The sequence below is a fragment of the Cupriavidus sp. 96C5-1 genome (assembly GCF_057798855.1).
Genome location: NZ_JBYOJU010000060.1, coordinates 28,856 through 49,535, shown reverse-complemented (window position 1 = coordinate 49,535; position 20,680 = coordinate 28,856). Strand labels below are relative to the sequence as shown.

The 20,680-nt window shown below is 63.3% G+C and carries 16 protein-coding genes; 2 read left to right on the top strand and 14 right to left on the bottom strand.

Translation table 11 applies throughout. From position 1 onward, the window contains the following. The 5 genes from bcsA to AC3FOF_RS39910 all read right to left on the bottom strand — a co-directional run. Positions 1 to 1,811, bottom strand: a 1,811-nt coding sequence (gene bcsA, locus AC3FOF_RS39930; RefSeq protein ID WP_488729755.1) for a UDP-forming cellulose synthase catalytic subunit, incomplete at its 3' end; no start/stop codon positions are given. Between the two features lie 89 nt (positions 1,812 to 1,900). Further along, positions 1,901 to 2,674: a cellulose biosynthesis protein BcsQ gene (bcsQ, locus tag AC3FOF_RS39925; protein ID WP_488729754.1), complete on the bottom strand. Its 774-nt coding sequence runs from the start codon at positions 2,672 to 2,674 to the stop codon at positions 1,901 to 1,903. After that, positions 2,671 to 3,285 carry a cellulose biosynthesis protein BcsP gene (gene bcsP, locus AC3FOF_RS39920; RefSeq protein WP_488729753.1) on the bottom strand — a complete coding sequence of 205 codons (615 nt, stop codon included), beginning with the start codon at positions 3,283 to 3,285 and terminating at the stop codon, positions 2,671 to 2,673. Before bcsP ends, bcsQ begins: the two co-directional genes overlap by 4 nt. Positions 3,286 to 3,341: 56 nt before the next feature. Then, positions 3,342 to 3,797, bottom strand: coding sequence for a cellulose biosynthesis protein BcsD (gene bcsD, locus AC3FOF_RS39915; protein WP_488729752.1), 456 nt, complete (start codon positions 3,795 to 3,797; stop codon positions 3,342 to 3,344). A 351-nt stretch (positions 3,798 to 4,148) separates the two neighbouring features. After that, positions 4,149 to 4,520: a hypothetical protein gene (locus AC3FOF_RS39910; RefSeq protein WP_488729751.1), complete on the bottom strand. Its 372-nt coding sequence runs from the start codon at positions 4,518 to 4,520 to the stop codon at positions 4,149 to 4,151. A 321-nt stretch (positions 4,521 to 4,841) separates the two neighbouring features. Here AC3FOF_RS39910 and AC3FOF_RS39905 point away from each other — a divergent pair, with 321 nt between their 5' ends. Together AC3FOF_RS39905 and AC3FOF_RS39900 are read left to right on the top strand one after the other, a co-directional pair. Further along, a complete protein-coding gene (locus tag AC3FOF_RS39905; protein WP_488729750.1) occupies positions 4,842 to 6,008 on the top strand; it encodes a GGDEF domain-containing protein in 1,167 nt (388 codons plus the stop codon). Positions 6,009 to 6,400: 392 nt separating this feature from the next. Then, positions 6,401 to 6,937, top strand: coding sequence for a GNAT family N-acetyltransferase (locus AC3FOF_RS39900; protein WP_488729749.1), 537 nt, complete (start codon positions 6,401 to 6,403; stop codon positions 6,935 to 6,937). A 41-nt stretch (positions 6,938 to 6,978) separates the two neighbouring features. Here AC3FOF_RS39900 and AC3FOF_RS39895 read toward each other — a convergent pair whose 3' ends face one another. The 9 genes from AC3FOF_RS39895 to AC3FOF_RS39855 all read right to left on the bottom strand — a co-directional run bounded on the left by AC3FOF_RS39895 (position 6,979) and on the right by AC3FOF_RS39855 (position 20,425). Beyond that, positions 6,979 to 8,178, bottom strand: a complete 1,200-nt coding sequence (locus tag AC3FOF_RS39895) for a PstS family phosphate ABC transporter substrate-binding protein (RefSeq protein WP_488729748.1) — start codon at positions 8,176 to 8,178, stop codon at positions 6,979 to 6,981. Further along, positions 8,165 to 11,260: an efflux RND transporter permease subunit gene (locus AC3FOF_RS39890; protein ID WP_488729747.1), complete on the bottom strand. Its 3,096-nt coding sequence runs from the start codon at positions 11,258 to 11,260 to the stop codon at positions 8,165 to 8,167. The genes AC3FOF_RS39895 and AC3FOF_RS39890 overlap by 14 nt, the downstream gene beginning before the upstream one ends. Next, positions 11,257 to 12,432, bottom strand: coding sequence for an efflux RND transporter periplasmic adaptor subunit (locus AC3FOF_RS39885; RefSeq protein WP_488729746.1), 1,176 nt, complete (start codon positions 12,430 to 12,432; stop codon positions 11,257 to 11,259). The genes AC3FOF_RS39890 and AC3FOF_RS39885 overlap by 4 nt, the downstream gene beginning before the upstream one ends. 88 nt (positions 12,433 to 12,520) lie before the next feature. Beyond that, on the bottom strand, positions 12,521 to 13,879 hold the full coding sequence (locus AC3FOF_RS39880) for a TolC family outer membrane protein (protein ID WP_488729745.1): 1,359 nt from the start codon (positions 13,877 to 13,879) through the stop codon (positions 12,521 to 12,523). Positions 13,880 to 14,149: 270 nt separating this feature from the next. Further along, positions 14,150 to 16,252, bottom strand: a complete 2,103-nt coding sequence (locus AC3FOF_RS39875; RefSeq protein ID WP_488729744.1) for a TonB-dependent siderophore receptor — start codon at positions 16,250 to 16,252, stop codon at positions 14,150 to 14,152. Positions 16,253 to 16,370: 118 nt separating this feature from the next. Next, complete coding sequence (locus tag AC3FOF_RS39870; protein WP_488729743.1) at positions 16,371 to 17,096, bottom strand: hypothetical protein; 726 nt, start codon at positions 17,094 to 17,096, stop codon at positions 16,371 to 16,373. Positions 17,097 to 17,217: 121 nt separating this feature from the next. Further along, the gene (locus AC3FOF_RS39865; RefSeq protein WP_488729742.1) at positions 17,218 to 18,735 is read right to left on the bottom strand and encodes a hypothetical protein; all 1,518 of its coding nucleotides are present in this window, start codon (positions 18,733 to 18,735) and stop codon (positions 17,218 to 17,220) included. A 31-nt stretch (positions 18,736 to 18,766) separates the two neighbouring features. Continuing rightward, on the bottom strand, positions 18,767 to 19,741 hold the full coding sequence (locus AC3FOF_RS39860) for a YncE family protein (RefSeq protein WP_488729741.1): 975 nt from the start codon (positions 19,739 to 19,741) through the stop codon (positions 18,767 to 18,769). A 36-nt stretch (positions 19,742 to 19,777) separates the two neighbouring features. Next, on the bottom strand, positions 19,778 to 20,425 hold the full coding sequence (locus AC3FOF_RS39855) for a hypothetical protein (protein WP_488729740.1): 648 nt from the start codon (positions 20,423 to 20,425) through the stop codon (positions 19,778 to 19,780). Positions 20,426 to 20,680: the final 255 nt, after the last annotated feature.

The following is a 20,680-nucleotide window of genomic DNA, read 5'->3' as shown; positions in this document are numbered from 1 at the left end:
GCGTCGCCTACGGTCGCCTTCATGCCCGGCGGCAGCCGCATGCCGATGCCGCCCTCGGCGAAGTCGATGGTCTCGCACACCACGGCACGGCCATCGGCGAAATGCAACGTGGCAGGCAGCTTCATCGCCACCCGGTGCGCCACGCGGATCTGCCGCGTCTCGCTGGCCACAGCAATGGAAGCGCCGAGAATGATCAGGTTGTAGAAGGTCCAGATCAGGTTCAGCACCACCGTGGTGGCCTCGAACTGGTTCCACAGGAACAGCCGCAGGAAGCCCACCACCACGCCCAGCAGGTTGAACAGCAGCAGCACCAGGTAGGGCCGCGAGATCACCCAGTCGAAGTAGGCTTCCTCGATCACCCCGCCCTTGGGCGTCACGTTGAACTTGCCGGCCGCGGGGTTGACGAAGGCCACCAGCACCGGCCGCATGATGTACCACGCCAGCACCGATTCGTAGACCTCGTTCCAGAACGAATGCCGGAACTTGCCCTGGATGCGCGAGTTGCTCATGTTCGCGTGCAGCAGGTGGGGCAGCGCGAAGATGGCAATGGTCAACGCGGAGGCCTGGATCACGTGGGCGCCGAACAGCAGGTAGGCCAGCGGCGCGGTCAGGAACACCAGCCGCGGCAGGCCATAGAAGAAATGCAGCATGGCATTGAGGTAGCACAGCCGCTGCGGGAGCGACAGGCCCGGCCCGAGTAGCGGATTGTCCACCCGGCAGATCTGCGCCATGCCGCGCGCCCAGCGGATACGCTGGCCCACGTGGCCCGAAAGGCTTTCCGTGGCCAGCCCCGCCGCCTGCGGAATCGCCAGGTAGGCGGTGCCGTAGCCCTTGCGGTGCAGCTTGAGCGCGGTGTGCGCGTCCTCGGTCACGGTTTCCACCGCGATGCCGCCGACCTCCAGCAACGGGGCGCGGCGGATGATGGCGCACGAGCCGCAGAAGAACGTTGCGTCCCACAGATCGTTGCCGTCTTGCACCAGGCCGTAGAACAGTTCGCCCTCGTTGGGCACTTCCTGGAAGGTGCGCAGGTTTTTCTCGAACGGATCCGGCGAGAAGAAATAGTGCGGCGTCTGCAGCATGGCCAGCTTGCCGTCCTTGAGGAACCAGCCCATGCAGATCTGCAGGAAGGAGCGGGTGGGAATGTGGTCGCAGTCGAAGATCGCCACGTACTCGCCATACGTGTTCTTGAGCGCCTCGTTGATATTGCCGGCCTTGGCGTGGCGATTGTGGTTGCGCGTGACGTGGGTGACGCCGACCCGCTCGCAGAACTCGCGGAATTCCTCCCGCCGGCCGTCGTCGAGCACATAGACATTGATCTTGTCGCGCGGCCAGTCCAGCGACATGGCGGCGAACACCGTCGGCTTCACCACCGAGAGCGGCTCGTTGTAGGTCGGGATGAAGATGTCGACCGTGGGCCAGTTCGCGCTGTCCGGCGGCATCGGCACCGGGCGGCGCTGGAGCGGCCACGCGGTCTGGAAGTAGCCCAGCATCAGTGTCACGAACGCGTATAGCTCGGCCAGCATCAACCCGATTCCGAAGCCGGCGTCGAACCAGCCGCCAAAGCCCATGGTTTCGGTCAGGCGCCAGTACATATACCGGCTGGATGCCGCAATCGACAGCAACATCACCATGAGCGTGGCCAAGCGCCCCTTGACCCGGTTCAGCCACAGCGCTAGCCCGAAGCAGGCCGTAGTGAAGGCGATCTGCTGCCAGAAATCCAGCGGCACCGAGATCACCAGCGCGAGCGCCAGCGTGATCGCCCGAACCGGGGCGCTGTTCCACAGGGACAGTCCGACAAGCCCAGAGATCATGCGCTGACATATAGTCGAGAGGCCCGCTAGCGAGCGGTGGGTGATACCCTCTCGTTGGGCGCCGTCAAGGGCCCGCGGATCCACTGGCTTCACGCGGCGCCTCCCTGCACGGCCAATGTTTGGCGCACCCATGCAGCGCAGCGCAGCAGATCGTGCGTGGCTGGACACTGTGGGTCGTATTCGAGCACGCTGAGATCATGAGCGAGTGCCTCGGCCACAGCCTGATCCTGGTGAATCATGCCCAGCACCCGTTCACCCAATTTGGCACGGAGCAATTGCACCACGTCCTTGCCAAGTTGGCGGTTCACATCGACCTGGTTGATCACCAGCACATGCCCAAGATAGTCGGACCTCCCCTCACAATAGGTTTGGATCAAGTCGTCCATCAGCGGCAGGGTGGCGTAGGAAGCGGCATCTGGCAAAGAGACCACTAAGCACAACTGGGCGCACGACAGTGCCTGCCGCATGTAGGGCGATGGGCCGGGCGGAGTGTCGAGCACCACCACGTCGTCCGGCCCAAGTCCAACTACAGCGAGTTGGCGATGCAGCCAGCTCGGATCCGCCAACAGGTGAGCTTCGAATGCGGCGCGGTCTGCGTCGTTGAGGGAGCCAAATGGCATAACCAGCACACGCGAGCGGCCTTGGTACGTACCGTGGTGCCAAGTCTGGCCCGCCAGTGCAGAGCGCGCATGGCCGGAGGTGTTCTCGGGCGGCATGGCGAAATGCAGGCGCAGTGCATTCTGCGGGTCGAGATCCATCGCGAGTACCCGGTCCCCTGCCGCGGCCATGGCTTCGGCCAAATTGGCAGACAGGGTGGTCTTGCCCACGCCGCCCTTGGCCGAGACAACAGCGACAATCTTCACGAGCGATTCAGCCGATCAAGGAAGGAACGGCGCGCGGGAGCCCGCTCACTGGAAGTGGCCGGTTCCGGCCGGCCCTCGAGCCGCGCGAAGACCTGGGACAACTTGGCGCCGGCCGCATGGGCGGGTTCGGCCGGCGCCGCCGCGGGCGCCCAGATGCTGGTCTGCCGAGACGTAGGGGCGGACATTGGGCTGAACACCGGTAGCGTCGCCGACGACGCTACCGCCGATGCCGCGGCTGTCGCCGCGACGGGACTCGCCGGCGGCATGCCTTCCGGCGTGCGGAAACGTGGAGCTATCGCCGAGGTAGCAGGTGTGGACAAGGACACCGCGGCGACACGGTCCGGTTCCACCGGCGACGGGCTAACGGACTGCGTGCGCCACAAGGGCGCATGCGGCACGCGCTGCCAGGCAACCTCCAAGCCACCCTCGTGTTCCTGCAGCGCCCGCTGCACCGATGGCACCGTGGCAGTGCGATCAACCTGTACGGCGGACAGCAAAGGCCAGCGCTCGCGCGCATGCGCCGCCGCATCCCCGCGCACGATCTCTTTGTAGGATTCCGTCTTGCCGCCAAAGCGCCGGAACAGCTTGAACAAATCGTCGGACTGGCTCATGACCTCTCACTCACGGAAGGACGGCCCTGGCCGCGGCGCAGACCTGCCGACACATTTCAGCGTCCAAACCGGAACTCCACGCATCCGGTCGCATCGATCGGCGTGCTCTGACTGACTCGCAATGTCTCGGAGGAACCGAGTTTGTGGAACCAGTGCTGATACGCCCCCTCCAGGAACGCCGGCGACCAGTCGTTTGCGCTGCCTCCCAGCGCTGCCTGCAGTGGCGCGCAATAGTGTCGGATCACCAGGGCGCCACCGGCATCCTCGATACTGGTCCAGCCCCAGTCCACATCCAGCCAGATCTGGGCGATTGCCCGCTCCAGTTCAGCGAGCGTGGTGCAGGTCCCGGTATCGAAACGTTGGGCAAACCGCACGCCAACTCGCCACATGACCGCACGCAAACCGGCGACGTCCATGGACGCGACCAGTTCTTCCCCGAGCGCAGCCAGCGTATCGCGCCATTGCGAAGAGCATTGACGCTCAGTAAGATATTCCAGAATTGCTTGGTTCACCTGTTCACCGGATTTTTTAATAATAAATAATTATTTATCTTACTTGTATTCGATTTGCATTTTAAGATGTGCCGGATAATTATCAAACTGGAAAAGATGCTAACGTACCCTTCGATGGAGGGATGGGTATAGAAAGTAATGCGTTAAAAGGATAATAAGTTCGCTTAAACGACAGTGCATGGTGATCGCGAACCCTACGCGGCACTGCCAGGATCTCCATGGGGATTGGATCTGCCTCGGCAAGATTTCCGTTTGGCATTGTCATGTTGCTGGGGCTGTCGCGTACGATGGTGCGATGACGAGAGCGAGCCCTCTCTATCATGATCACCGATTTCCGGCAGCGGTCATCAGTCAGGCAGTACGTCGGTATTTGCCGGGAACCGTCATCAGTCCATGCGTGAACGCCGAAGGCGTGGTTTCCGGATCCCTAAGCGCACGCAGGCATTCCCGTCGAGCTTCGCGCTCGGTGGCAAAACGCCCCAACCTGCACCGGATATCGCCAATCCAGTCGATCCGATCAAAGTCCGCGTCCGCGCAAACCTCATGATGGACGTGCAAGCCGCTCACGCTCGTGGATGGAAGCGGATCTTCGATTCCCGATCGAAAATCCCGATGGCTTAAACCTGTTAGATATTTGCACCGGTTTACGATTGGATGGCAAGCTTCGACGGGTTTTCTCTTTTTCACTTCAAGAATTTCGCTATCCAAAGCGGCCTTGCTCATCGCTTTTCATGAATTTCGCCAATAATATATACTATTAAAATAACACGTTTCGTCCATTATTTTTAAGCTAGGCGCACGCTCGCGACTACAAGTCATATCAAAAATCCGACAGATCTGCGTAGCGCCGCCGGTCTCGACCGAATAACTTTTTATCTTTAAAACGCATGAAATAAATAATTGGCGCAATATTCTCGACACCACCCCTCCTGCGCGGGGTAATACATTGTTGCGCTCGGTGATCTGCCCGCCGCATGCTTTTGCTTAGCAAAGCATCCCTTTTCAATTGCGGCTTCGGCGGCGTACGCTCTGGTCGTCGGACCTATGCGCATCACGATTGATCTGGCCACGACCCTCCTGCTTCACGATACCTCGGTATTGGCGGGCGCCTTTGGCATCCTGAACTCCCGCCGGAAATCCACCAAACCAGGCGGATTGGCGATGCTGGCCATTGCGTTCAGCGCATTGGCTGCTGGCGCCACCCTATCCTCCCTGGGTAAGCAGGCCACTCTGCCTCAATGGCTGTGGGCGCATCTTGGTCTCCTGCTCGTCACCACGGGCTACGTGCTGGTTTGGGGAGGCATACGCAGCGTGAGTGGACGGCGCGGAATCTATCGCTGGCTAATGCTTTCCGTACCTCTGGGATGGCTCATTGCCGGGATCATCACTCAGTTTCCATTCGTCGACGCCCTGAGAGCCAGCGCTTACCATCTCACCGCCGTATACTTTCTCGCCGCCTCGGCCTTCGAACTCTGGAGAGATCGCCTCAGTGATCCGCTCCCCTCGCGGCTCCCCCTGATTGTCTGCCTGGCAACCAGTGCGGCAATCGAAGCGGCTCGTCTCATCTTTGTCGTCGGCAACATCGCTAACTCGTTCGACCTGGCCACGGCCCTTTTCCTGCAGATTTTCTGCAATTTCTTGATCGCACTTCTCGTGATAGCCCTGGTCAGTGAACGCACCGAGGCAGCACTCCTGCTCGCGGCGCAGACTGACATCCTGACCGGTGTCGGCAATCGGCGGTGGTTCCTCTCCCGTCTGCCAGCCAAGGCGCTCCCCGGTAGTGCCGTCGCCATCCTCGATCTCGATCACTTCAAGTTGATCAACGATCGTTTCGGCCACCCCGTGGGCGACCAGGTGTTGACCGCCTTCGCCAGAACCGTTCAGGGTAGTCTGCGCACGAGTGATGCCTTCGCGCGATTCGGTGGCGAGGAGTTTGCGCTCTATCTTCCCAAAGTCAGCGCGGACAAGGCTGGGGAAATCGCGGAGCGGTTGCGAAAGCGCGTCGAAGCCATGGCCGTCGATACCGCCAACACGCAGGTCCGGGTCACGGTGAGCATCGGCGTCGCATGGGTCGACGCCAGCAACCAGCCCTGGGACCAATGGATTCGCGCTGCGGACAGTGCCTGCTACGCAGCAAAGCTGGCCGGCCGAAATCGCGTGGTGCGGTCTGTCTGCGACGCATCTCAACTCGAAGAGTTGAGCAATTTCTGAAACGCGAAAACCCGCGCGGCGCCAACCGAGCGGACTTTCATACTGCGTATTGTTGCGGAGGCAGGACTTGAACCCCCGACCCTCGGCGCACTCCCCCGACAAGCTTCAAACCGGCCATTGAGATTCAGCGGAACACGGAGACAGCTTCCCACGACTGCTGGCGCATTGACAGGCGTCGTGGACTCTCTCATCCTGTTTTGGGGTTATACGTGCACGACGCCGCGCACGTGTATCGTGATCACATCATTACGGATTGTGCTCCGCCCCAGGCAGCGTCGCCACGGCATCGTGAATGGTTTTTCAGACTGAATTCAGACAGGATTCATGCCGCGCCGTTAGCCTTCAGGTGTCGATGAGCAACTGCTGAGAGCTGCGTTGCCTAGCCGTCCGCCATGCTGGATCCCGAATGTAAAGACGCCTCTCTGGAGTCCTTAAACGTCCCGATTCTAGACGTCAAAAAAGCCGCGCGGGATGAGCCGATCACTACTTATAGGAATTTGCCGATGCGTCCGCGTCAAGCTAGACCAACGGAGCTCGCCGAGATCGAGCAGTTGCTTACGCAGTGCCCTGTGTCCGGTCGCGCTCACTCCATGGACCATATCGACTCTGTCTGGGTAGTGCCGGCAAACGCGGGCCTGCTGGCCTGCGTACAAGCGGAAATTAGGAACAGAGTCCTGCTGCTAAGCGACATGGCGATGGTGGATCGCGCCCATGCCGCCGGCCTAGGAGAATTGCTGCTCGCCGCCGTCATCCGTCACGCCCGGCTGCACGGCGCGATCGCCGCCATGCTGGCTACCAGCAACGCCGAGGAGTACTTCGTTCGGATCGGCTTCCAGCGCATTGTCAGGCTGGATCCGGCGCTGTCCAAGCTAGATCATCTGCATTACCTGCGCGCGCCGGGCTACACCGTGTTGCACGCTGCCCTTTGATGTGCACTCGTGGCACGTTTCCGTATGATGCAGTGACGCCGTCATTGCGGCATCTCGCGTGAATTGACATCCGGCGGACCGCAGGCATCGGGCTCACCGCCCAGCAGGTGCAGCGCCGCTACCGCCTGCGGGGCGCGCAACGGCAGCATCACGCCCTGTTCCAGCACGATCCGCTGGCCATCGCGGCTGAGGATAAAACGGATGAACTCCCTCAGTACCGGGTCGACTGAGCGACCGGCGCTGCGGGCCGGCACCAGGTAGGCCACGCGCGCCAGCGGGTAGCGCGCCAGCGCAACGTCTTCGTAAGTGGCGTCCACCGCCACGCTGTCGGGTTCCTGCGCCAAGGCCACTGTCCTGATGCCGGCGACGAGGTGCCCCATGCCAGTGAAGCCGATGGCATAGGGATCCGCGGCGACCTGATCCGGCACATCCGCCTCGGTGCCCCTGACGGCGATGTCGTCGCGCCACTGCCCCCGGGCCTCGCTCACGCTCAGCACCCGCTCCTGCATAACGACGGCCCGCGCCGACGCTTCCGCGCCGCGCCACGACGCCGCGCCCACCACACGTACCGGCCGGTCGGCCCAGGCAGCCACGCCGAGGTCGCCCCAGGTGCGCACGGGCCCGTGTCCGCGCAGCCGGCTCTTCGAGAAAACCGCATCGAGCTGCTCCAGCGTCAGCGCCTTCACCGGATTGGTCTCGTTGACCACCACACCGATCGCATCGACAAAGCCGAAGTGCCGCCAGGCGCCGCCCACCACCGGGACAGGTTGCGGGGGCACGCCATGCGCGCGCTGGAACGCCGCCACATCGGATGCTGTCATATCTCGCGACACCAGGGCGAAATCGCCGCCGCCATCGAGAAACTTGCGCAGCGGCGGGCTCAAAGCCCCCTGGGGCGCCAGGTACGGCGGCGGCGCATTGATGCGCACGCCGGGATGCCGCTGCTGGAACGCGCCGATCCAGCCCTGCACGAGCTTCGGCAGGATCGCCGGTACGCTGCCTTCAAGCGCTCCCTGCAATGGCTGCGCAGAACAAGGCTGGTAGACAGGAAGGGCGTCGTCCAGCCGTGGCTGCAGAAACTCGGGGCGCGGCAGCGGACGGCCCTCGCGTGCCCAGCTGGCGGCACCTGTATCACCGGCCGGCGCGGCGGTGGCAACGCCAGCCAGGATCATGGCGACAGCCGGCAACAGCCGCTGTATGAACGGGCGCAGACAGACGCCAGCGCTTTCAATGTATGCCATCGGCAACCTCCGTCGCCGCCACGCGGCTTGTCCCGGTGCCCCGGCGGCGCTGGCCCAACTGGCCGAACCACAGGTACAACACCGGCGTGATAAAGATCGTGATCATCTGCGAGAAGACCAGCCCACCGACAATCGCAATGCCCAGCGGCTGGCGCAGCTCGGCCCCCGCGCCGATCCCCAGCGCCAGCGGCACCGCGCCCACGATCGCGCAGAGCGTGGTCATCATGATCGGGCGGAAGCGCAGCAGGCAGGCTTGCCGGATGGCTTCGGCGGGCGATGCGCCGCTATTGCGCTGCGCGTCCAGCGCGAAATCGATCATCATGATGGCGTTCTTCTTCACCACGCCGATCAGGAGCAGGATGCCGATCATGGCAATGAACGTCAGTTCCAGCCCCGCCAGCCGCAAGGCGAGCAGCGCCCCCAGCGCCGCCGACGGAATGCCGAGCAGGATCGTCACAGGATGGATCCAGCTTTCATACAGCATGCCAAGCACCACATAGATCACCGCCACCGCAATGGCGATCAGCCACAGCTGGGTACGCTGTGCTTCCGCGAACAAGGCCGCCTGCCCGCCGAAGCTGCCGAAGACACTGCTGGGCATGCCGATCTTCTGTCGGGCCGCATCGATGGCGGCAGTTGCGTCGGACAGCGACTTGCCGTTGGCGAGATCGAAGGAGAACGTAATCGCCGGCAACTGGGACTGATGCAGGACCGTCATCGTACCCTTGCCGCGTGTGGCTGTAGCGAAAGCGCTCAGGGGCACCATGCTGTTGCCGGCGCCACGCACATAGATGCGGGACAGGTCGCTCTCGTCGCGGCGATGCTCCGGCGCCATCTCCATGATGACCTGGTAGCTGCCGTCGGTGGCATAGATGGTGGACACCTGGCGCGTGCCGTAGGCACCATACAGCGTGTTGCGCACGGCAGCCATGTCAACACCCAGCGCGGCGGCCCGGTCCCAGTCGATCGCGACTGTGACCTGCAGACCCTCCTTCTCGAAGTCGTTCTCGAGGCCCACGAAGACGTCGGATTTTTTCAGCTCCGCATGCATGCGGCCGGCCCACAGATCCAGCGCATCCGAGCCGATCGACTGCAGGATGTACTGGTAAGCGCTGGTCGATCCGCTGGAGCCGATCTTCAGACTCTGCGCCGGACTGAAATTCACCTTGATGCCGGGCAGGAAGCCGGTGGCCTTGCGCAGCCGTGCGACCACTTCCTTCATCGGCGGACGCTGGCCGGGCGGCTTCAGGTCCATAGTGAAGCGGGTGGTGTCGTGGTCCACCTTGAACCACAGTGCCTCGATCGCCGGGTCCTTCTGCAGCACGGCCTGCAGTTCCCGCACCACCGCCAGCCGTCCTTCGTATGACATATCCTGGGCGGTCTTGACCTTGGCCTCGATCTGCCCGATATCCTCCTGCGGAAAGAAGCCCTTGGGGGCCAGCGCATACATCACGCCGGTCAGCACCACGGTGCCGAAGCCCACCGCGAGTACCGTCTTACGGTGGGCCAGGGCCCAGTCGAGACCGAGCTCGTAGCGCCGCGCCAGCCACGCGAAGCCAGCCTCGAACCATCGCAGCCAAGCGGGCACTTCGGTCGCGGCCGGCACATGGCGCATCGTCATGGGCACCAGGACCGGGATCAGCGTGAGGGCCACTGCGGCCGATACCAGGATGGACAGCGAAACCACGATGGCGAACTCGTGGAAAATCAGGCCCGCCGTGCCCGGCATGAAGAAGATGGGGATGAACACGGCGACCAGCGATACCGAGATCGACATCACAGTGAAGCTCACCTCGCTGGCGCCGCGCACCGCGGCGTCGTACGGCTTCAAGCCTTCCTCGATATAGCGCATGATGTTCTCCAGCACCACGATCGCATCGTCGACCACCAGTCCCACCGCAATGGTCAGGCCCATTAGCGAGATGCTGTTCAGGCTCAGTCCCATCGCATACATCAGGCCGAAGGTGCCCAACAGCGACAGCGGCAAGCTGATTGCGGGAATGAACGTGGCCGACCAGTGACGCAGGAACAGCAGGATGACCATGACCACCAGCGCGATGGTCAGCAGCAGGGTCAGGTTCACATCGTGGATTGCGTGGCGGATCGACACCGAGCGATCGCCCATGACCTCGATACGCACCGAGCCCGGTAACTGGCCTTGCAGCCTGGGCAGCAGCGCCTTCACCGCATCCACGGTTTCCACGGTGTTGGCTGCGGGCTGCCGCTTGATCTGCAACAGCACCGAGTTGACGCCATTGATCTCGCTCGTGTTCTGCGCATCCTCCATGCCGTCCCGCACCCGCCCGATATCGGCCAGCCGTATCACCTGGCCCTGGCGGTTGGCGATCACGACCTTCTCGAAATCCTTGGCCCGCATCAGCGGGTTGGACATCTGTAGCATCAGCATCTGCCGCCGGTTGTCGAACTGGCCCAGCGGCACATTCGAGTTGGCCGTCTTCAGCGCCGCGCTCACCTCGATCAGCGTGAGGTCGAGCGCGGCGAGGCGGTCCGGGTCCACCTCCACGCGCACCGCATGGCGCTTGCGGCCTGTCACCAGCACCTGCGCCACGCCGTCGATGGCCGAGAGCGCCGGCACCACCAAGCTATTGATATAGGCATTCAGCTCGGCCATCGGCATGGTCGGCGAGCTCATACCTACGTTGATCACCGGGGCGTCGCCCGGATTGACCTTGCTGTACGACGGCGGGGTCGGCATGTCCGCCGGCAGCGAGCGGCTGATGCGGAACATGGCGGCCTGGACGTCGGCGGCGGCATCGTTGATATCGCGCGACGCCGAGAACTCGAGCCGGATCTTGGTCTCGCCCTGGATGTTTTCCGAGGTGGTGCTGAGCAGGCCGGGAATGGCTGAGAACTCCTTCTCCAGCGGTGTGGCGACCGAAGTCGAAATATTCTCCGGGCTGGCGCCGGGCAGCTTTGCCTTGACTTCGATGATCGGCGTCTCGTACTTTGGCAGCGCCGAGATCGGCAACTGGAACCAGCAGACCAGTCCGGTGACAACCACGCTCAGCCACAGCAGCATAATCGCCACCGGGCGCTGCATCGAGAATTTCGCGATGCTCATGATGCCGCTCCGCCGGCGCCGTTGGCGTCGGCACGCCTGGCATCCTTGCCCATCACCCTGACCTTCATGCCGGCGCGCAGATTCTGGCTGCCCTCGAGCACCACGCGCTCGCCGCCAGACAGCCCTTCCACCACCGCCTGGCGATCCTGGATGTACAGCAGGGTCACCGGCTTGATGCCGACTTCGCTGGTCTCAGTCACCACATAGACGAAATGACCGGCAGGTCCTTCGATCACGGCCTGCGGCGGAAGCACGATCGCGCCCTTGCTGTATCCCGCGCCCAGCGTAACGCGGGCGAACGCACCTGGCCAAAGCGCCTGCGTCTTGTTCGGAAGACTCGCCTTCATGCTGATGGTGCCGGTATTGGCCGTGACGGTATTGTTCAGGAAGGTCACCCGGCCCTCGACCTCGCTGCCGTCGCCCGTCTGCAAACTGACCGTCAATGCGTTCCCCGCGCGCGCTGCCAGCACAGCCGCCAAGTGCCGCTCCGGGATATTGAACTCGACGCCGATGGGATCGAACTGCACCAACGTCACCAGCGGATTCGCGTTGCCCTCCTGTGCCAGCGTGCCGCGATACACCTTGACCGCACCAGCTTTGCCCGAGATCGGCGCCAGGATCCGCGTGCGCTCCACCTGCACGCGAACGCTCTCCACATCGGCAAGCGCGGCGCGGTATTGGGCCTGCAGGGCCTCGACCTTGCTGGCACTGGTTTCCACTGCTCCCGAGGAAATAAAGCGCGATTTCAGCATCTCCTTCGAGCGGCCGTAGTCGCGCAGGGCATCGTCGAGCTGGGCCTTGATCTGCGCGGCCTGCGCTTGCGAGCGATTGAGCTGTGCGGTTGAATCCGCCGCATCTAGCGTGAACAGAAGCTGGCCCGCCTCGACATCGTCGCCCTCCTTGAAATGCACGCCGCGAATAGTGCCATTGCGCTGGGGCCGGACATCGACCTGGTTGAGCGGTACCAGGTGGCCCTGCGCCAGGATCTTCACCGGCAGGTCGCGCGTCTGCACGGTGGTCAGGCTGACCAGCGGTGCGGCCTTCTCCGGCTTGGCCGCCGGGCGGAAGGCCATGAGCGCAAGCAGGTCAGGGCCATTGGCGACGCAGGCGCCGATGGCCACCGCGGCGAGCACCGCCAGCACTATCGCGCTTCGTTTTTTCAGACGGATCATGGCTTGGTGCGGATTTGATTTGAGTGGAAGTGGCCGCAAACGCGGTTGGACTCGGGAGGACATGCCTGAGGTTCGCGTTCCACCGCCGCTACGGAATAGCTGGCAACGCGGAAGCGGCCGGCCCAGTCAGCCAGGCGTTGACGCTGGCAAGCTCGGGTTCCTGCAAGTTCCCGATGGCCGCGGCCAGCTGCAATTTGCTGAACAGCACGCCGTAGCGGGCCACCACCAGATTGAAGAGGGTCTGGTAATACGCCTGCTCGGCGTTGAGCACTTCGATCACCGTACGTATGCCCAACTGGCGGCCCAGCTTGCTGGACGCCACCGAGGTCTGCGCCGAGGCGCGCGCCTGCTCCAGCGCTCGCACGCGCGCGCTGCCGTTTACCATATCGAGGAAATACTGCTGGGCCTGCTGCTCCGCATCGCGCTGCAGGGCTTCCAGCGTGTTGGCCTGCTGGCCGGCCAGCGCATGGGCCTGCCGCAGCCGAGATTCACGCGCGCCACCGGTATAGAGCGGGATCGACAACTGCAGGCCCACCACCCCATTCAGGGTGCGGTCGCGGCCTCCCGACGAAGAAATGCTGCCATGATCGAACTGATGCCCCACCGACGCCACCAGCGACAGCACCGGCGAGCTTTCCAGGCGGAAGCGGTCGATCTCCAGCCGTGCGATCTCCGCACCCTGCTGCTGCGCCTGTACCGTCAGGTTGCCAAGGCGCGCCTGCGACAGCAGTGACACCAGCGCCTCGGGCGCGACTGCCGCCTCCGACACCGCCGGCGAGATAGACCTGACCCGCGCCGGATCCAGGCTGGTGAGCGTGCGGTAGGCATTGGCCCTGACCTCCAGGTCGTTGCGCGCGGCAATGCCGGCCGCCATGATGGTGTCGAAGCGCGCCTGCGCATCGTCGCGATCGGTCACGCTTGCCAGGCCGATCTCGAACATCTTCTGCGCCTGCGCCAGTTGCTGCCCCACGGCTTCGGACTGCGCCTTGACCAAGTTGACGTTTTCCTGGGCAATCAGCACATCGAAATACGCCTTGGCGGCGCGCAGGATCAGTTCCTGCTCGGCTGCCAGATAGCGCAACCGCGCCTGCTCGGTCTGGCGGCGGGATTGGTCGCGGGTGACGAAGGCCGCGCGGTTATAGATGGGCGCCACCACAGAAACTGCGGCGCTGTACTGCTGCCCGAAGCCGTGCTTGCTGCTGGTGGCCGCCATGCCGGAGCGATAGTCCTTATCCACTCGCTTGGCATTGCCATCCAGGCTGACCACCGGCAGCACCCCGGCGTCGCCCTGCTGCGCCTGCTCCATCCCCGCCGTCCAGGCGTCGCCGGCAGCGGCGAAGTAAGCGTCGTGCGCGCGGGCCGCGCGCCACGCGTCCAGCAGGTCTTCGGCCTGCGCGCTCGAACAAGCCAGCAGCAGCGCAAGGCGGCCGATCGTTATCAGGCGCATCCGTTAGTTCCAGTCTGAGTTCGAGTCAATTCGCGTCTCTTCTTGCCGCGTCGCGTATCCGTGCTCGTGTTCATATTCGCGGCGGATCGCTTGCTCGCGGCCACGCGCGGTTCCCTTCCGCCCATTGAGGCACAAGGCGGCAGACAGGCAGCCCGCGTGGCGCATCAGGTAGATTTCAGTTTCGGCGCAGCAGAACCCATGCCGGAGCACGGGTTCCGCCGATACTTGCCGATACTTGCCGATAACGGCCGGTACGAGCAGGACGCCACGTCAGAAGTCGACCTTCGCATTGAAGCGCAGGCTGCGCTCCATACCAGCCCCGTAGGTACCGCTGGAGACGGAGTTCCAGTAGCGCTTGTTGCTCAGGTTATCGACGCTCAACTGGAAAGCCGCCTTGCGTCCGGCGATGCGGGTGGCATAGCCAAGCCCTGCGGAGTACAGCGCGACGCCGGGAATCTGGGCCTGGTTCAGGGCGTTGACGAAACGCGGTCCGACGTAGGCAACGCCGGCATTCACAGTCAGGCCCTGCAACCAGGGCGATTTATGCACCACCGTGAGATTCCCGGTGAGCTTCGGCGTATTCTCCGGCACCAGTCCGCGCAGGGTCTGGTTGAAGTGCGGGTTCTGCTCCGCTCGCAGATACTGCCCGGCCGCATTGACCGTCCACTGCCGGTTGATATCCACGCTCACCGTCGCCTCGGCGCCCTGGAACTTGTTGGTCCCGTCGAGCCGGAAGATATTGGAAACGGGATCCACCACCGCATTCGCGCGCGAAATATCGAACAGGGCAACGTTGCCGTGCACGCCGTTCACACTGGTACGCAAGCCGATCTCCACCTGCGTCGCGGAAGCAGGCGGTAATATCTGGTATTGGTTGACCGCACCAATCGGAGCGCTGCCAGTCTCCTCCAAACCCTTCATGTAACTCGCATAGAGCGTGGTGTGCGGCAACACGTCGTAGAGCAGACCAACGGCGGGCGAGCGGGTCCGGCTCCTTGACGTCGTCTTGCTGCCGTTGGCATTGGTATTGGTTGCCTCATAGAAGGTTTCCCGCAAACCGACCAGGAGCTTCCACTGGCGATGCAGCTGCACGGCATCGTAGACATAGACGCCGATGTCACTGCTGCGCTGCGGCGTATACGTCAATGGCGCAGTGGGGACGCGCGGTGCAGGCAGCGGCGTCGGGTTATAGATACTCTGTTGCCCGGTGACAACGCTGACGGTGCTCGGCTGGTTGGCGTCGCGCTCGCTGGAGGAAATCCCAACGGTTACGTCATGCTTGAAAATGCCCGTGGAAAAACGACCATCGATTTCCGTGCGGTAGAACTTGTTGACGTAGCGCTGGTCCCGCACGATGTTGGTGGTGGCAGTTCCCAACCCGGTGTCGAGATTGTAGTTGCCGATACGCGTGGTGAAGCGCGAACGGTAGGATCGCGACTGCCCCGCTTCGGCCATCAGGTTCCAGTTCTTCGCTAGCTTGTAGTCAGCGCGAAGTTGGTAGTTGTCGGTGCGCGGGCTATAGAGAGCCCAGGTACCCGACAGCAGCCGAGTCGGATCCGGCACGCGCGGCACCTGGATCACGCCGTTGACGGGCTTGAGCACGTTGATAAGCGCCTGTTCGGCAACGTCGCGCGTATAGTGCTCGTAGTCGAACTTGAGCGACAGGTCCCGGTACACCTGCCAATCGGCGGCGAGGCTGACGAATTTGCCGTTGCCGGAAGCCCCGCCGACGCCATTCTCATAGTGCGTGGCGGATGCATTGGCGCGCAAGCCGACTTGCTTGTCTTCGCCGAACCGGCGCCCGAGGTCGACGGCAGCGCCATACTGACCGAAGGAATTACCGGAAGTGGTCGCCGTCGCCACGTCCTTGTCGCCCGCGCGCTTGGTCACCAAGTTGACGATCCCGCCCGGGCTCGCAATACCGAACATCAGCGCATTAGCCCCCTTGAGCACTTCCACGCGCTCCTTGTTTTCCGTGGGCGAGGAGATCACGCCCGCGGTGGGCAGGCCACCGTTTAGGCGATAACTGTTGAAGAGATTGAGCTGGATGCCACGGATCTTGATGCTGTCGTTGGCTGTGCCCCGTGCATTGTTGCTGGTCACGCCCGCGACGTTCTTGACCGCTTCCGCGTAGCCGTCTTGCTTGTCCTCGATGTCCTCGCTGGACACCACGGTCTTGGTCATCGGCAGCGAACCTGCCTCGGCCGCCCCGCCACCGTCGCCGGCCGGGTCAGCGGCATTTTGGGCTACGGGGGCTTTCTTCTCGCGATCATCCGCTATCGCATCCCAAACCGGCAAGCACATGCCGGCAAAGCCAATCGCCGAGCACAGCACCGGCGTCAGCCCGGGGCGTCGCGTCTTTCTTGTTTTCATGCGTCCTGTCTCCGATTCTCCCGGCGCTTCTCGAGCGCCGCCCTGCTGGTTCGCTTGCCCCGGCACGCCGTGCCTCCCGTGGCGGCGGACGGCCGCCGGGAAGCACCCGGGTGCTGGCTTAGTTCAGTTTCAGCGCCGAAGCGACGGCCTCGGACGTGTGCGTGCGGATCGTGCCCTTGATGTCGTTGTATTGCTTCCATCGCGGGTCGGAAAGCAGGACCTTGCTACCCTTCTTCTTGACCTCGTCGCGCTGCGCGAAGGCGGATTGATCGACATACTCCATGACGAGCACCGAGCGGCCTTTCGCGCCGCCGGGCTCACGCTCCAGGTACATGGCATAGCGCCCCATGACGCCGAAGCCCTGCTGGCTGTGCATGTTCGGCACGATGTATTGGTCGGTATAGACCTTGTACTCGGCGGGTGGCACCAGGGTATCGTAGAAGCTCACGACGTAGACCGGCTCCGCCGACGCGAGCGGCTGCTTGCCCTCCTTGCGCACCACGTCCGCCCGGCGAATCCTGGCGCTGGCGCCAAGCTGCCTGCTGGCTTGTTCGTGCCATTGCGTGAATGCCTTCTCGTTACGGAAGTCGAGCAACGTGATAGTGGAGAAGCCAGGCTTGTCCTGTCCGGGGCGCGCCGCGAGTACCTGCGCATTCGACACCAGGCGCGCGGCGCGCCAAGAGGCGAGCTGGGACAGATAGCCCTGGGGCGGCGCGGCGCCCTCGGCGTGGGTGACGGTCGCGTGTACGGACCCGGCCGCGTCCGGCTGCCCGGCGAAGGCCGGGGCAAAGCAAGGCAAAAGCACCAAGGCCAACAGGCCGCGGCGAAGCGAGAATCTGGACATAGTGATAGTCTCCAGGATGTAGCGATCTAATCGAAGCCGGCTCGGACTGAGCATCGTTGGCGCCCGCTCCAGCGCTCGGCCTACCAGGCCAGACCGGGCATGCCCCGTCCGGCGTCTTGCTCTATTTGCCCTGGGCTGCGCTCAGTACCCACATCAAGGCGGAGCCGTACAGCATCCGGCCCTCGTCCGTCAGGTCGGGAAAGCGCGTGGCGTCCATCGGAAACAGCAGGCGTCGTGCCGGCGCGATATGGTCGTTGGCCATCGAGGCGCCCTTCTCATAACCGAAGAAGGTGCCGTGTTCTGGCTGGTTGGGAATGGAAGCAATGACCTCGGCGCCCGGCGGCACGCGCGACCACGCTAACACTCCAGGCGTCTTGTAGAGCTTGAAGTTGCCTGCGGGGAAGCCGGCCGACAGCGGGTGGGCCGGGCGCAGCAGCTGCACATAGTTCTCCGGCGGATAGAGGCTTTCCTTGTGGTCGTTGACGCCATAATCCGTGTTGCGGCGGCGGCCCACCATGTGGAAGGAGTCCACGGCCTTGGCTTCCTGCACCACCAGCGGTGCGCTGATGTCCGAGTACTTGTTGCCGATCTTGTACTTGTTGGTGGACGCGGAAACGATGACCAGGTCCTTGCCCTTGGCGTGACTGTCAGGCTCCATCTGGTCAACCGCAGTGACTTCGAATCCCAGGCCGCGTAACCACGCGAGATGCGCCTGGTCAGACGCCTCGTTGGCCGGCCACGGCATGTCGAACCGGCGCACATACAGCACCTTCTTACCCTTGGCGAAACTCGCCAGCCTGGACTCGAACTGGGCGACGTCCTGCTTTGGCGCCGGCGCGTCCGGCGGGCTGACCGCCCAGCGCAGCGCCGCGTCGAACACCTTGCGACCGGCAAACCAGTCCCGGCTCTTGGGATCCTGCGCGGCCGGCCCGGTGGCATCCGTCAGCACAGAAAAGCTGTTGTCGCCCAAGAACAGGCCGACGCGGCGCGCGGGCGCGGGGGTTTCATGCGCCATCAACGAGCCCTTCTCGTATGAGAACACCGCCGCCTTGTCCGGATCCCCTTCGAAGTACACCGAGATATCTGCGGCCAGCGTCGGCTTGCCCCAGCTCGGATCAGTTTCGCCCGCGCTAAAGGTCAGCGGCGCGAAGATGCCCTGCGGCAGTCCCGCGGCCTGGTTGATCGGCTTCGTGCCACTGACCGAGTATGCATAGTAGGCGGCATGATTGGCGTTGTGGAAGACCTTCTCGCGGACCACCGAGAAATCCTTGTGCAGGGCCTTCCCGGTCATGTCCATTTCGCCAAAGCTGTAGGCGTTCCAGGTCACCACCGGCACTGGCACGGTGCGGTAGCGGTCGCCCAGCACGCGCGCATCCACCGTCGAGGAAATAATGACCAGGTCCTTGCCCTGCGCCGCCGCGGTGCTGTCCTTGGCGCTGGCAAGCGTCACGTTCACACCGCGCGACTCAAGGTATTCCTTGATCAGGCCGTCGTCGTTTGGCTGGCCCTTCTTGGCCTCGCCGACGACGAACAGCGCCGACTTGCCATTCAGGGCGGTGGGCGAAACGGGGGCGGCCGTCGCGGCCGCCGCCAGCATGACGGCCGCGCAGGCCGTCAAACGAATGATTGAGCTCTTCATGAAACACTCTCTCCCGGGGTATGGATACGTTCTATTTGTTCAGGACCAGGACTTCGGAACCGCCAGCCAGGTAAGCCCGGCCGCTCTTCCCATCCACCGCCACGGCAGTAGAGCGGGAACCCGACGAGGGCAGCTTGCTCTCCACCGACGCGGTCAACTTGGCGTTTTGCACGACGGTAAGGGCGCCGTCGGCGCTCGGCACGAACAGGCGCACAAACCGGTTCGGCGCATACTGCGCTGCGATACCGGCGTCCCCGCTGCCAATCGGGACGTAGCCCACCATCTGCCCAATGTCCGGATCGATCACCACCAGACGGCCGCTGCCGGTCGATACGTAGATGCGGCGCTCCTTGTCGTCGACGGTCAGCGCTGTGGGCTTGGTGGCCGGCCATGTGGCGATGCTGCCCCGGCTGGACAGATCCTTGGTCCTGACCACGTGCAGGACATTCCGCTCGACGTCGGCCACGAACACGTCACCGCGGGTATCCGAGCCGATGCCCCGCAGCTTGCCGCCGAGCGCGATGCTCCCGACAATATCGCCGCTCTCCGCACCGAGCACGGTCAGCTTCCCATCGCGGGCATTGGCAACGAAGACGCGTTTGGAGACCGGCTCGTACTCGAGCGCCGAGGGCTCGGTGCCAGTGGATTTCACGGTCTTGAGTACCTGCAGAGTGCTCAGGTCAAAGATGGTGATGCTGTTATCGCTCGCGCTGGCGGCGAAGCCGCGCCGCAGATCTGGCGCCACCGCCACCGCAGTCGCACCGCCCTTCACCGCGACCTGCCCCACCTTCTTGTCACTGTCGATATCGACGACCTCGACTGCGCCGGCACGGGCGACATAGAGTCGGCGCGCCGCCTGGTCGACACGCAGGCCCTGGATGGCACCCTGACCATCAGTCTTGATGCTCGAGACAACGCGGTAGCCCGCCGGCTCAGCCGCTTCAGTCGGCATGGCGACGGTAACGGCCGCGGCCGCCAAAGCAAGAAGGGATCGAGTGAATCGCATAAGGGTCTCCTGGTTCTTTGATTTCGCGCGGCGCGCTTACTGGATCGGCGCGAACAGCGCCGCATGGCTGGGCGTGCGCGCGGCCAGATCGTCGCGGATCGCGGCTGCGGCGGGGAAGAAGTCCTTCTCTGTCTTGTTAGTCGCCGCTGGGTTCTTGAATACGATCACCGCCAGGCCGATGTTCTGGCCGGCCTTGTCACGCAAAGGCAGCAGGTAGGTGGATTTGCGCGGTGAGTCGTTCATTTTCCAGCGCGGGTCCAGAATGGAGTAGCCCTTGGTGATGACCAGGGAATCCACGTCTGACGACTTCTTTCCGATACGCTCCGGGAAGGAACCGGCGAACATGGTGTGCACGTCCTTGTGACCCGGCGGCTCGCCCTGCAGCGTCAGGCTCAGCAATTCCGGGTGCTTGGCCATGGTCTCGTCGACCAGGGCCTGCGCCAGCATCCTGTGCGACGGCGCCGTCCAGTTCTTGGGGGTGGCGGCGGTGCCAACGGTGCCATTGGCGGGCACAGCCTGGGCACTTGCGGTGGCGGCCGAAAAACAGAGTGCGGCACCGAAGGCGATTCTTGCTAGTGTCTCCACAATTTGCTCCCTTTTTTGGTTTACGAGTGAGGTGCGCTGTTCCCAGGTTTCGTCGCATTTCGATCCCGGGACCGCGGAACTGAATCGTCTGCGCCGCACATGAACATTCCCTGAAGAAAAACTAAATATTCTTTAATGAAAGGGTAGTTGCGTGTATCTAAAATCACTTTTATCTCGCGCATCGGGAAAACACCAAGGGGATAGAAAAGAGAAAACAACGTGGGCAAGGATGAGGCACATCAGGGGGATAGCAGTTGGAACGGGAGAAGAACTCCGCGGCCGCAAGTGGGCTGCGGTTTGTACCGATGGCACTACTAGTGCGCTTCCAGCTAGACTCCCGAAAGCAAATCGCAA

What these genes read in the sequence shown, in the direction of transcription:
- bcsP (WP_488729753.1), bottom strand. Translation starts at nt 3,285, where the DNA reads ATGAGCCAGTCCGACGATTTGTTCAAGCTGTTCCGGCGCTTTGGCGGC.
- AC3FOF_RS39910 (WP_488729751.1), bottom strand. Translation starts at nt 4,520, where the DNA reads ATGAGCAAGGCCGCTTTGGATAGCGAAATTCTTGAAGTGAAAAAGAGA.
- AC3FOF_RS39905 (WP_488729750.1), top strand. Translation starts at nt 4,842, where the DNA reads ATGCGCATCACGATTGATCTGGCCACGACCCTCCTGCTTCACGATACC.
- AC3FOF_RS39900 (WP_488729749.1), top strand. Translation starts at nt 6,401, where the DNA reads ATGCTGGATCCCGAATGTAAAGACGCCTCTCTGGAGTCCTTAAACGTC.
- AC3FOF_RS39895 (WP_488729748.1), bottom strand. Translation starts at nt 8,178, where the DNA reads ATGGCATACATTGAAAGCGCTGGCGTCTGTCTGCGCCCGTTCATACAG.
- AC3FOF_RS39890 (WP_488729747.1), bottom strand. Translation starts at nt 11,260, where the DNA reads ATGAGCATCGCGAAATTCTCGATGCAGCGCCCGGTGGCGATTATGCTG.
- AC3FOF_RS39885 (WP_488729746.1), bottom strand. Translation starts at nt 12,432, where the DNA reads ATGATCCGTCTGAAAAAACGAAGCGCGATAGTGCTGGCGGTGCTCGCC.
- AC3FOF_RS39880 (WP_488729745.1), bottom strand. Translation starts at nt 13,879, where the DNA reads ATGCGCCTGATAACGATCGGCCGCCTTGCGCTGCTGCTGGCTTGTTCG.
- AC3FOF_RS39875 (WP_488729744.1), bottom strand. Translation starts at nt 16,252, where the DNA reads ATGAAAACAAGAAAGACGCGACGCCCCGGGCTGACGCCGGTGCTGTGC.
- AC3FOF_RS39870 (WP_488729743.1), bottom strand. Translation starts at nt 17,096, where the DNA reads ATGTCCAGATTCTCGCTTCGCCGCGGCCTGTTGGCCTTGGTGCTTTTG.
- AC3FOF_RS39865 (WP_488729742.1), bottom strand. Translation starts at nt 18,735, where the DNA reads ATGAAGAGCTCAATCATTCGTTTGACGGCCTGCGCGGCCGTCATGCTG.
- AC3FOF_RS39860 (WP_488729741.1), bottom strand. Translation starts at nt 19,741, where the DNA reads ATGCGATTCACTCGATCCCTTCTTGCTTTGGCGGCCGCGGCCGTTACC.